This is a genomic window from Microbacterium sp. KUDC0406, from assembly GCF_021582875.1.
In the GTDB taxonomy this organism is placed as follows: Bacteria; Actinomycetota; Actinomycetes; order Actinomycetales; family Microbacteriaceae; genus Microbacterium.
Map to the genome: position 1 here is coordinate 2,774,877 of NZ_CP091138.1, position 12,102 is coordinate 2,786,978.

9 protein-coding genes are annotated in these 12,102 nt (G+C 68.8%); 7 read left to right on the plus strand and 2 right to left on the minus strand.

Features of this window, described 5'->3' with window-relative positions; all coding sequences use genetic code 11:
- The first annotated feature begins 35 nt into the window (after positions 1–35).
- The 7 genes from argG to L2X99_RS13775 all read left to right on the plus strand — a co-directional run bounded on the left by argG (position 36) and on the right by L2X99_RS13775 (position 10,942).
- A complete protein-coding gene (gene argG, locus L2X99_RS13745) occupies positions 36–1,481 on the plus strand; it encodes an argininosuccinate synthase (RefSeq protein WP_236126237.1) in 1,446 nt (481 codons plus the stop codon).
- Positions 1,482–1,718: 237 nt separating this feature from the next.
- Positions 1,719–2,336, plus strand: a complete 618-nt coding sequence (locus tag L2X99_RS13750) for a TetR/AcrR family transcriptional regulator (RefSeq protein WP_236126236.1) — start codon at positions 1,719–1,721, stop codon at positions 2,334–2,336.
- A complete protein-coding gene (locus tag L2X99_RS13755) occupies positions 2,333–4,660 on the plus strand; it encodes a YhgE/Pip domain-containing protein (protein WP_236126235.1) in 2,328 nt (775 codons plus the stop codon). The genes L2X99_RS13750 and L2X99_RS13755 overlap by 4 nt, the downstream gene beginning before the upstream one ends.
- A complete protein-coding gene (locus L2X99_RS13760; RefSeq protein ID WP_236126234.1) occupies positions 4,645–5,193 on the plus strand; it encodes a hypothetical protein in 549 nt (182 codons plus the stop codon). Before L2X99_RS13755 ends, L2X99_RS13760 begins: the two co-directional genes overlap by 16 nt.
- Positions 5,190–7,373 (plus strand): YhgE/Pip domain-containing protein, encoded by a 2,184-nt coding sequence (locus L2X99_RS13765; protein ID WP_236135259.1) that lies wholly within the window; start codon positions 5,190–5,192, stop codon positions 7,371–7,373. The genes L2X99_RS13760 and L2X99_RS13765 overlap by 4 nt, the downstream gene beginning before the upstream one ends.
- Before the next feature lie 152 nt (positions 7,374–7,525).
- Positions 7,526–10,168: a penicillin acylase family protein gene (locus L2X99_RS13770; RefSeq protein ID WP_236135260.1), complete on the plus strand. Its 2,643-nt coding sequence runs from the start codon at positions 7,526–7,528 to the stop codon at positions 10,166–10,168.
- 9 nt (positions 10,169–10,177) lie between these two features.
- A complete protein-coding gene (locus L2X99_RS13775) occupies positions 10,178–10,942 on the plus strand; it encodes an alpha/beta fold hydrolase (RefSeq protein ID WP_236126232.1) in 765 nt (254 codons plus the stop codon).
- A 44-nt stretch (positions 10,943–10,986) separates the two neighbouring features.
- Here L2X99_RS13775 and L2X99_RS13780 read toward each other — a convergent pair whose 3' ends face one another.
- Positions 10,987–11,493 (minus strand): GxxExxY protein, encoded by a 507-nt coding sequence (locus tag L2X99_RS13780; protein WP_236135261.1) that lies wholly within the window; start codon positions 11,491–11,493, stop codon positions 10,987–10,989.
- Positions 11,487–11,957 carry a type IV toxin-antitoxin system AbiEi family antitoxin domain-containing protein gene (locus tag L2X99_RS13785; RefSeq protein ID WP_236135262.1) on the minus strand — a complete coding sequence of 157 codons (471 nt, stop codon included), beginning with the start codon at positions 11,955–11,957 and terminating at the stop codon, positions 11,487–11,489. Before L2X99_RS13785 ends, L2X99_RS13780 begins: the two co-directional genes overlap by 7 nt.
- Between the last annotated feature and the right edge of the window lie 145 nt (positions 11,958–12,102).

The window sequence follows — 12,102 nt, forward strand, 5'->3', positions numbered from 1 at the left end:
ATGTCCGGCGACGCGCCGCCGATAGACTTGATCTCATGTCCAAGGTCCTGCAGTCACTCCCCGTCGGCGAGCGCGTCGGCATCGCGTTCTCCGGAGGCCTCGACACCTCCGTCGCCGTCGCGTGGATGCGCGACAAGGGCGCCATCCCCTGCACCTACACCGGTGACCTCGGGCAGCCCGACGAGGACGACATCGAGTCGATCCCCGGGCGCGCGCTGGAGTACGGCGCCGAGGTCTCCCGCCTCGTCGACGCGAAGACGGCGCTGGTCGAGGAGGGCTTCGTCGCCCTGCAGTGCGGCGCGTTCCACATCCGCTCGGGCGGCAAGACCTACTTCAACACCACGCCGATCGGCCGCGCCGTCACCGGCACCATGCTGGTGCGCGCGATGAAGGACGACGGCGTCGACATCTGGGGCGACGGCTCCACCTACAAGGGCAATGACATCGAGCGGTTCTACCGCTACGGACTGCTCGCCAACCCGCGGCTGCGCATCTACAAGCCGTGGCTCGACGCCGAGTTCGTCACCGAGCTCGGCGGCCGCCAGGAGATGAGCGAGTGGCTCGTCGAGCACGGCTTCCCGTACCGCGACTCGGCCGAGAAGGCGTACTCGACGGATGCCAACATCTGGGGCGCCACGCACGAGGCGAAGACGCTCGAGCACCTCGACGTCTCGCTCGAGAGCGTTGACCCGATCATGGGCGTGAAGTACTGGGACGACTCCGTCGCGATCGCCACCGAGGACGTCACGGTCACCTTCGAGGGCGGCCGCCCCGTCGCGCTGAACGGCCAGGAGTTCACCGATCCGGTGGCCCTTGTCTTCGAGGCCAACCGCATCGGCGGACGCCACGGCCTCGGCATGAGCGACCAGATCGAGAACCGCATCATCGAGGCGAAGTCGCGCGGCATCTACGAGGCCCCGGGCATGGCGCTGCTGTTCATCGCCTACGAGCGCCTCGTCAGCGGCATCCTGAACGAGGACACCCTCGCGACCTATCACGAGCAGGGCCGGCGCCTCGGCCGCCTGATGTACGAGGGTCGCTGGCTCGAGCCGCAGTCGCTCATGCTGCGCGAGTCGATCCAGCGCTGGGTGGGCCTCACCATCTCGGGCACGGTCACGCTGCGGCTGCGTCGCGGCGACGACTGGACCATCCTCGACACCGTCTCGCCGAACCTGTCGTACGGCCCGGAGAAGCTCTCCATGGAGCGCGTCGGCGACGCGGCCTTCGGCCCGGTCGACCGCATCGGGCAGCTGACCATGCGCAACCTCGACATCGCCGACTCGCGCTCGCGCCTGGAGCAGTACGCGGGCCTCGGCCTGGTCGGCGGAGCCACCGGCGAGCTGGTCGGCCGCGTCACCGCCGGCGAGGCCGGCGAGATCACCGAACAGGTCGAGGGCTCGGTCTCGGCCACCGACGAGAAGCTGACGGATGCCGTGGACGTGGCCTCCGAGGGCGCCGCGTTCGACTCCGGCACCGACTGACACGAGGTTCACGAACGAAGGGCGGATGCTGCGGCATCCGCCCTTCGTCGTTCCCGGTTCCCGCCTTCCCCCGGCTCTGTCCCCCACCTGTTCCGGTCTCAACGGATGCGGGTCCCCGCCGACTCCCCCTTGCTCCGGTCCCAACGGTTGCGGGTCCCGGCCGAGAACACCCGCAACGAGTGAGACCGGAGCACGAATTAACTTGCACAACTATGTGCAGGTTAGTATCCTGGACACATGAACACCACCCGTGCACCCCGCAGCGACGCCCGTGCGAACCGTGCCGGCATCCTCGACGCGGCGCGCACGGCGCTGGCCACCGACCCGTACGCCTCGGTCGATGTCATCGCTCGTGCCGCCGGGCTCTCCCGCCGCACACTGTACGGCCACTTCGATGACCGCGACGCCCTGATCCGCGAACTGATCGTCACCGGCGCGCAGCGCTTCAACACGATCGCCGAGTCGGTCACCGACACGGATGCCCGGCTCGCGCTCGCGCGCCTGGCCGCCCGGCTCTGGCAGGAGGCCGCGCACGTGCAGTTCGCCGCCGTGCTCGCCCTCGACGAGACGCACGTCGAGCACACCGCCGACGCCCTCGCCCCGCTGCGCCGCGCCGTGTCCGATCTCGTGCGCCGCGGCCAGGACGACGGCAGCTTCCGCACCGATCTCACGGCCCCCACCCTCGCCCGGCTCATCGAGGAGATGGCCCGCACGGTGGTCACCAGGACGGATGCCGCGAGCGCCGGCGCCGCGGATCTGGCTGTGCGCACGGTGCTGAGCATCGCCGGGCTGTCCTGGCGCGAGGCGGACGGTCTGCTGGCAACGCACCCCGACATCGTGGAGGTCGCCGAATGAGCTCGGCCGGCGCCCCCAACGCCTGGGCCGTCTTCCGGCGCGACCTCGGCCGCCTCGCGCGGGTCAGCAAGGCGTGGATCATCATCGTCGGCGTCATCGTCACGCCCTCGCTGTACGCCTGGTTCAACATCATCGCATTCTGGGACCCGTACTCGAACACGCAGAGCGTCAGCGTCGCGATCGTCAACCAGGACGAGGGCGCGACCTCCGACCTGACCGGCCCGATCGACGTGGGCGGCGAACTGGTCGCCGAGCTGGAGAAGGACCACCAGCTCGGCTGGACGTTCCTCGACGAGGACGAGGCGATGGACGCCGTGCGCAGCGGCGACAGCTACGCCGCGATCGTCATCCCGCCCGACTTCAGCCGCGACTTCCTCAGCGTCACCACGGGCGAGATCACCCGCCCCGAACTGAAGTACTACATCAACGAGAAGGCGAACGCGATCGCCCCGAAGATCACCGACGTCGGCGCGTCCACGCTCGACAGGCAGATCAACAGCACCTTCGTCTCGACGGTGTCGCGGGTGATCACCGAGCAGCTGCAGGCCGCCGGCATCGACGTCGAGGGCCGGCTCACCGAGGCCCGCGACGATTCGATCTCCGCGCTGGACGACGCGGTCGCGAAGGTCGCGGCTGCCCGAACGAACCTCGGTGACCTGCAGCCGGCGCTGACCGACGGCCAGGGCCGGCTCGCCCGCGCCGCCGACACCCTCCGCAAGGTCGACCGGACACTCGCCGACGTGCAGCGCTCGATCGCACAGGCGCAGACCCTCGCCGCCGAGGCTCAGCAGGAGCTGCTGACCGTCACCGACAAGGTCACCTCGGCCTATGTCGAGGGCGCAGGGCTGCTCGCCGACGCCTCCGGCAGGATGAGCGTCTCGATCGCGACGCTCTCGGCCGGCCTTCAGCAGGCGAACGTCGCCGTCGGCACAGCGATCGACGACATGACCGCCGTCATCAAGGCCAACGGCACCGCTCTCGACGAACTGCAGGCGGCGCTTGATCAGCTCGACCCGGCATCGGATGCCGCGCAGAAGCTGCGCACGGCGATCGACGCCCTGCAGCAGCGCAATGCCGACGACCAGCAGGTGCTCGAGCAGCTGAAGACCCTGAACGGCGACGTCACGAACACGATCGCCTCGGTCGACGCCGCCGCGGGCAAGGTCGACGCCGCGGTGTCGCAGGCCGCGACATCCGCCGGCGACATCCGCAAGGCGCTGATGACGAGCGTCCCCGACCTGAACCGTGCCATGTCGGCGCTGTCCTCCAGCGCCGACGGATTCTCCGCCGCCGTGGGCGCACAGCGCTCGCAGGTGACGCAGGCGCAGAGCCTGCTGGCGGGGCTGAAGACGCAGCTCGCCTCGACCACGACCGCCCTCACCGCGCTCGACGGCAACCTCGCCACCGCCGAGGAGGGCCTCGGCACGGTGCGCACCGACGTGCTGGCGCTCGGCTCCGCCGATCTGTGGAACCGGCTCAGCGAGATCAGCGGACTCGACCCCGCTCAGATCGCCGACTTCATGGCCTCTCCAGTGCAGGTGCACGAGAACGTGATGTTCCCGACGCAGGCCTACGGCTCCGCGATGGCCGCGCTGTTCACGAACCTGTCCCTGTGGATCGGCGCCTTCGTGCTGATGGTGATCTTCCGCCTGGAGGTCGACACCGAGGGCATCGAGGGCATCTCGGTGCGACAGGCGTACCTCGGTCGCTGGATGCTGTTCGCCGCGATCGTGTTCTTCCAGTCGCTGCTGGTCTCGATCGGCGACCTGGTGATCGGCGTGCAGACCGCGAACGCCTTCGCCTTCGTGGGCACCAGTGTGCTCATCGGGCTGGCGTACCTCAGCATCATCTACGCCCTGTCGGTGTGCTTCGGCATCGTCGGCAAGGGGCTGTGCATCCTGCTGGTGATCTTCCAGATCCCCGGGGCATCCGGCCTGTATCCGATCGAGATGATGCCGGACTTCTTCCGCGGGCTGTATCCGTTCCTGCCGTTCACCTACGGCATCGACGCGCTGCGCGAGACCATCAGCGGCTTCTACGACGGGCACTGGTGGCAGGCGATGGGCACGCTCGCCGTGTTCGTCGCGCTCGCGTTCGCGCTGGGCCTGTTCCTGCGCCGCCGGCTGGGCAACTTCGCCCTGCTGTTCAACCGCAGGCTCGCCGAGAGCGAGCTGCTGGTCAGCGAGGACGTGCAGATCGTCGGCCGACGCAGCACCCCCAGATCATCCGCGCGCTCACCGACGGCGACGGCTTCCGCGCCGAGAACGCCGCGCGGGCGCGGCGGTTCACCGAGCACTACCCGACCCGGGTGCGGCTCACGGTGATCATCGGCATCGCGGTGATGGCCCTCATCGGCGTCGCGGCATGGCTGCTGCCGGATGCCAGGGCGACCATGCTCGGCCTGTGGGCGCTGTGGTGCCTGATCCTCATCGCGGCCCTGGTCACGCTGGAGTACCTCAAGCAGAGCATCGAACAGGCCTCCGAATTGGGGAGGATGCCGGAGGCCGACCTGCGCCAGGCGCTCGTCGACGAGACGACGGAGGCCGGCATCCTGCACGCCGGCGACGAGCACTGGTCTGCTGAGCTTGTCGAAGCACCGCCCTTCGACAAGCTCAGGGACCCAGGGCTGGAGGTCAGGGACCCAGGGCTGGAGGTCAGGGACCCAGGGGTGGAGGTCAGGGACCAGACGGCTTCGACCACCGCCACGGCGGTGCTCGAGCAACCCGAACCCGAGCCCGAGCCCGACGACGACACGGTCGTTCTCGAGGAGCTCTTCGAGCCCTTCGACAAGCTCAGGGACCCAGATCCCGGAACGGACGACGACACCGAGGCAGACGAAGAGGAGGAGCAGAAGTGAAGAACATCCTCGCCGTGCTCCGCTTCGACCTGCGCCGTGCGACCAGCAGCGTCATGGCCGTCATCGTGCTCTTCGGCCTGGTCGTGATCCCCTCGCTGTTCACCTGGTTCAACGTGATCGCGAGCTGGAACCCGTTCGAGAACACCAAGAACCTGAAGGTCGCCGTCGCGAGTGTCGACGAGGGGTATCAGAGCGACCTGGTGCCGATCCGCCTCAACGTCGGCGATCAGGTGCTGTCGGCGCTGCGCGCCAACGACGACCTGGACTGGGTGTTCACCTCGAAGGCCGATGCGATCGACGGCACGCGCTCGGGCGAGTACTACGCGGCGATCGTGCTGCCGCCCACGTTCAGTGCCGACATGATGACCTTCTACGCGAGCGGCTCCGAGCCGACCCGCATCGAGTACTACACGAACGAGAAGAAGAACGCGCTCGCGCCGAAGATCACCGAGCAGGGCGCCGGCGAGGTCTCCATGAGCATCAACGAGGTGTTCACCGAGACCCTCAGCGAGGCGGGGCTGAACATCATCACCTCGCTCGCGTCGTACCTCGACGACGCCGACACTCAGGCCGCGCTGTCGCGGCTGCAGGCGCACGTCTCCTCGGTGGCCGCCCAGCTGCGGGCCGGGGCCGACACGGCGGACATGTTCACTGCGCTGCTGGCCTCCAGCCGGCCGCTGATCGACAGCGCCTCGAACCTGGCATCCTCCTCGGCCGATACCCTGCGCAGCGCGAAGGGTGCGATGGGCGACGGGAAGCAGGCCGCGAAGACGCTGAAGCAGACGCTCTCGACCACCACCGCCGCGCTGGGCGAGGCGCTTTCGGCCACTGCCGACAGTTATCAGGCCGTCGCCGACAGCGTCGATGACGTGTTCGCCTCGATGGACACGCAGTCGGCGAGTTCCGCCGACGCGCTGCGCGCCATCGGCGCGCGCGTGCAGACGCAGATCGACCAGCAGCAGCAAGTGCGTGATGATCTGGTGGAAAGCGTGCGGCCGCTGCTGCCGGAGAGTGCGCTGGATGCCTTCGACTCAGCCGTCTCGCGGATCGATGCCGCGATCGCGCGCGAACAGGCGCTGCAGGTGCGACTGGGCGACGCGGCCACCGGGATCGTCGACGGCAACGCCGACCGGCAGGCCACGCACGCCGAGATCACGAAGCTCATCGCGCAGGCGAAGGCGGCGGTGCAGGATGCCGGCACCGAGTTCAAGACCAGCCTGCAGCCCAAGCTCGACGCACTTGCCGACACACTCGCGTCGATCGGCCGCGACGTCGACTCGATCGGCGACGACCTGTCGGCCGCGGCACGGTCTCTCTCCGGATCGGACTCCCTGGGCAGCTTCCTCACGAAAGGCGAGGGGCTGACCTCGGGCATCTCGACGTCGCTCGCGGAGACCGCCGACCGATTCGACGAGCTCGGCGCCGCGCTGGCGAAGGCGGTCGACAGCGGTGACCTGAGCGACCTTCGGGAGCTGATCGGCTCGAACCCCGAAGCCCTCGCCACGTTCGTGGCCGAGCCGGTCGCACTCGAGCGGGTGCCGGTGTACTCGGTGGTGAGCTTCGGCGCCGCGATGACCCCGCTCTACACGGTGCTGGCGCTGTGGGTCGGCGCGCTGCTGACTGCGGTGGCCATCCGCGTGGATCCGCCTCAGGGCGAGGCATCCGGTCTTCCGCCGCTCTCCCCCGCGCAGACGTATCTCGGCCGGTTCGGGATCTTCGCCATCGTCGGCCTCCTGCAGAGCTCGCTGGTGTGCCTGGGCAGCATCCTGTTCACGCAGGTGCAGCCGCAGCATCCGTTCCTGCTGATCCTCGCGGGCTGGGTGAGCTCTCTGGTCTTCATGCTCATCATCTACACGTTCGTCGTGACGTTCGGAAACGCCGGCAAGGCCCTGGGGGTGCTGCTGCTGGTCATCCAGATCTCCAGTTCGGGCGGCGCCTACCCGCTGCAGGTGCTGCCGCAGTGGTTCCAGAGCATCAGCCCGTGGCTGCCCGCGACGCACGCGGTGAACGCGATGCGCGCGGCGATCGCCGGCATCTACCGGAACGACTTCTGGGTGCAGCTGGGCTGGCTGGCCCTGTTCGCCGTGCCGGCGCTGCTGCTCGGGCTGGTGCTGCGCCTGCCGCTGATCCATGGGAACCAGAAGATGCTGCGCGCGCTGGAGTCGACCAAGCTGATGTGAGCTGCGACAGGCTCAGGGGCCCGTCTGCCTGGGTCGCTGAGCCTGTCGAAGCGATGGTCGGGGATAGGATGCCAGGGCGTGCGTCTTACCCGGGACGTGCACCCTGATCGCGTGAGACTGCGTCTCACGACCCCTCGACCGAGAGACCCCCGATGACGACTGCGAACCCGGCACCCGAACCCCGACTCTCCGTCGGAGCACGCATCGGGCGCATCGCCTTCATCGTCGTGGCCGCGATCCTGGTGATCGCCACCGCGGCCGCGTTCTTCCTGGCGTGGACGGTGCAGCGGTCGTTCCCGCAGACCGACGGCCAGACCTCGCTGCAGGGCCTGCAGTCGAAGGTGCTCGTGCAGCGCGACGACCGCGGCATCCCGACGATCACGGCGAACTCGACCGACGACCTCTTCTTCGCCGAGGGCTACACCCACGCGCAGGACCGCTTCTTCGAGATGGACTTCCGCCGGCACACCACCGCAGGGCGCCTGTCCGAGATGTTCGGCGAGTCCCAGGCCGGCACCGACGCGTTCCTGCGCACCCTGGGCTGGCGCGAGGTGGCCGAGCAGGAGGTCGCGAACCTCGACGAGACCACCCTCGGCTATTACGAGGCGTATGCGAAGGGCGTGAACGCCTACCTGTCCTCGCGCAGCGGCACCGACCTCTCACTCGAGTATGCCGTGCTCGGCATACAGAACCCCGGCTACAAGCCCGAGCCCTGGGAGCCCGCCGATTCGGTGGCCTGGCTGAAGGCGATGGCCTGGGACCTTCGCACGAACATCGAGGACGAGACCGAGCGTGCGCAACTCGCGGCGACCCTCGACCCGGCTGCGGCTGCGCAGACGCTCCAGCAGCTGTACCCGTCGTATCCGTTCGATCGGAACCCGGTGATCGTGCCGACGATCTCGAAGGTGCCGGCCGTCGCCACCACCGCGGACACCGCGGCCTTCACCGGCAGCGAGGGGAAGGATGCCGCGCAGGCGCTGAACTCGGTCGAGTGGCAGCAGGCCGACAGCGTGATCGAGGCTGCGAGCATGCTGCTCGGCGGCGTCGGCGAGGGCATCGGCTCGAACTCCTGGGTCGTCTCGGGCCAGCTCACCGAGACCGGCAAGCCGCTGCTCGCGAACGATCCGCACCTCGGGGCCGCGCTGCCCTCGGTCTGGTACCAGGTGCAGCTGAAGTGTGCGAAGGTCTCGGACGCCTGCCCGTTCGACGTCGGCGGCTACTCGTTCTCGGGACTGCCCGGCATCGTGATCGGGCACAACGCGAAGATCGCGTGGGGCTTCACCAACCTCACCACCGACGTCACCGACCTGTACATCGAGAAGGTCGACGGCGACCAGTACTGGCGTGACGGCAAGCTCGTGCCGATGGAGGTGCGCGAGGAGACCATCAAGGTCGCCGGTGGCAAGGACATCCCGCTCACGATCCGCTCGACGGTGCACGGGCCGATCGTCTCGGGTCTGACGCCCGACTTCACCGGCATCGCCGAGAAGCCCGCGCTGGAGCAGGGCAGGGCGACGGATGCCGGGGCCGTGATCCCCGGTGATGCCGCGGGTGCACCCGCAGAAGGTGACTACGCGGTGAGTCTGCGCTGGACGGCACTGGACGCCGGCACCACCGCGAGCGCGATCTTCGCCCTGTCGAAGGCCCAGGACTTCGACCAGTTCCGCTACGCGGCATCCCTCTTCGACGTGCCGGCGCAGAACCTGATCTACGCCGACCGCGAGGGCAACATCGGCTACCAGGCGCCGGGCCGGCTGCCGATCCGCGGCGCCGGCGACGGCTGGCTGCCGCAGCCGGGCTGGGACAGCGCCTACGACTGGACCGGGTACATCCCGTTCGAGAAGCTGCCGGTGTCGTACAACCCGTCATCCGGGTACATCGTCACCGCGAACAACGCGATCGTGACCGACGACTACGAGTACTTCCTCACCAAGGACTGGGACTACGGCTACCGTGCCGGCCGCATCGCGCACCTGATCGAGCGCAAGGCGGCGGCCGGTCCGCTCACGGCGCAGGACCTGCGCGACATCCAGATGGATGATGAGATGTGGATCGGCAAGCAGCTGGCCATCGCGATGGACGGGGTCGGCGTCGAGGGCAAGGGCCCCAAGGCCGCGGTGCAGCTGCTGCGCACCTGGGACGCGCAGAACACCGCCGACTCGGCCGCCGCCGCGTACGCCAACGTGCTGTGGTCGAACCTCGTGCAGGACATCTTCGCCGAGCGCGAGAAGCCGTTGCCGATCACCGGTCAGGGCCGGCTGTTCACCGTGGTCGGCGCGATGCTCGAGAACCCCGACGACCCGCTCTGGACGAACGGGAAGCTCGGCGTGGACGGCATGGACGAGATGCTCGCCCATGCCGCCGAGCAGGCGTACACCGAACTCGCCGGTCTGCAGGGTGAGTCGATCACGCGCTGGAACTGGGGGAGCCTGCACGCCCTGACACTGCGCAGCGCCACCCTCGGCAAGTCGGGGATCGCCCCGATCGAGATGCTCTTCAACCGCGGCCCGTACACCGTCAGCGGCGGCGCGTCGGTGGTGAACGCGACCGGCTGGATGCTCGGAGAGTCGTATGCGACCACCACCGTGCCGTCGATGCGCATGGTCGTCGACCTGGAGGAGTTCGACCGCTCCAGCTGGATCCACCTCACCGGCGCCAGCGGTCACGCCTTCAACGAGCACTACACCGACCAGACCGAGGACTGGGCGGCGGGTCGTCAGGACCACTGGGTGTTCTCGAGGAAGGCGGTCGCGAAGGCGGCCGTCGACACGCTGGTGCTGACGCCGAAGGGTTAGATTCGCGGTATGCCGGAACGTCTGCTCGCCCCCGAGGGAACGACTGCGACCGTCGCGGAGTTCTCATACGGCGGGGCGGTCCTGGTCGCGGAGGACTTCGGCTCCGGCCGCCGTCCGTTCGTGCTGCTGCACGGGATCGGCATGGGCCGCAGCGTCTACGTCGACCTGGTGGCGCGCCTGCGCGGCCGGGTGATCGGGCTCGACCTGCCGGGGTTCGGAGAGGCGCCGGAGCCCGAGCGCACCCTCACGATGGAACGCCATGCAGACCTCGTCGCCGCGTTCCTGCGCGATCGGGGCATCTCGGATGCTGTGGTGATCGGGCACTCCATGGGCAGTCAGATCGCCGCGGAGGTCGCCGCCCGGCATCCGCCGCTGGTCGCCGGCCTCGTGCTCGCAGGCCCGACCGTCGACAGCGCGGCGCGCAATGTGCTCTCCCAGGCCAGGTACCTGTTCGTCGACCTGTTCGGCGAGAGGCCCGAGGTGCTCTGGCGCGGCGGACGCGAATACCTGCGCGGCGGACCGAACCTGGTGCGCAAGATGCGCGCCACCATCGTGCACGAGCCCGAGAGGGCCTACGCCCGGGTGACCTGCCCGACGCTCGTCATCCGCGGCGAGCGCGATCCTCTCGCACCGGTCTCCTGGTGCCGCCAGATCCTCGACGCGATTCCGGATGCCCGCCTCGTCGAGATCCCGGATCACGGTCACGGCACCCTGATCAGTGATTCGGAGCTCGCCGCGGCCGCGATCACCGCCTTCGCCGGCAGCATCCGCTGAGCAGGTCCGTCGAGCACGAGGTCACACCGGTCGGCGTGCCCGGCTCAGGCGGGACGGCCCGCCACAACTCCGGAGATCACGGCCGCATGGCGCTCGCCACGCGTCCGGCCGGTCAGCCGGCTGCCACTTCTCCGGAGCTGTGGCGCGCGACGGTCACCGAGCAGCGGCCCGAGCACTTCCACGACCTGTTCAACGGCCGCCCGCACATCGCTCGGACTGTCGAAGATGTCGGCAGCAAGCGGTCGGATCGTGACATATCCCATCCGGGCGGCGGCTATGTCGCGAGCACGGTCGGCGATCTGGCGGTCCCACCCTTCATGGAACTCCCTGCTGTCGCACTCGATGATCAGCCAGCCCGCCACGACGAAGTCGACGCGTCCGACGCCTGGCAGCACTACTTGCGTCTCGAATGGCAGTCCCAGCGAGCGCAGGAGAAGTCTCATGAAGGTCTCGGGGCCGGACTCCGCCGACGCGTCGACGAGCGCCATCAGGGCTCGGAATCGCTGCGGAAGACTCCGAAAGATCGCCTCGACCTGCTCGTAGGTCAGCACACGATGGTGCAGCACGCTGTCCAGCGTCGCGATCGCGGCGCGCGGCGTCTGGCAGCGGATCGATTGACGCACTGCGTCCTGCACCGAGACGGCGTGCGCGGTCCCTGCATGCGAGCATTCCCCCAGTGCACCGTCGCTGCGGAGGGGCGACGATGCCGGCTGCGCGACAACTGCGGCGGCACGTGCACATGGAGCTGTGGTTTCTCCAGCACGAAGATGCCGATCATGTGGAGCATGCTGAGACAGGTGATCCGGCCGCCGAGTCGCACAGCCGAGACGATCTCCTCCGCGATCTCCTCGGTGGCATACCATCCACGGCGCAGGCGGATGAGGCTTCCATTGCGCACACCCGCCGTGATCGCGTGGGTGTCGAGACCGGCCTCGCACAGGTCTGCCCGACTGAGCACCCTGATGCGATTCAAGGCGTTCAGGCGCTGAGCGACAGTCTGTTTCGGCGCAGGCATGCAGGCGATCCTCCCAGCCCGCACGGGTCGCGGTCGCCCGGATCCGCCAGTCTGTGGACAGCGGCGCACATTCGGGCGCCTGTGCAAGGCGAGTCTCCCTGCCGCAACTCCGGAGGCACCCCGAGAAATCGGCCGGCCTGCGGCG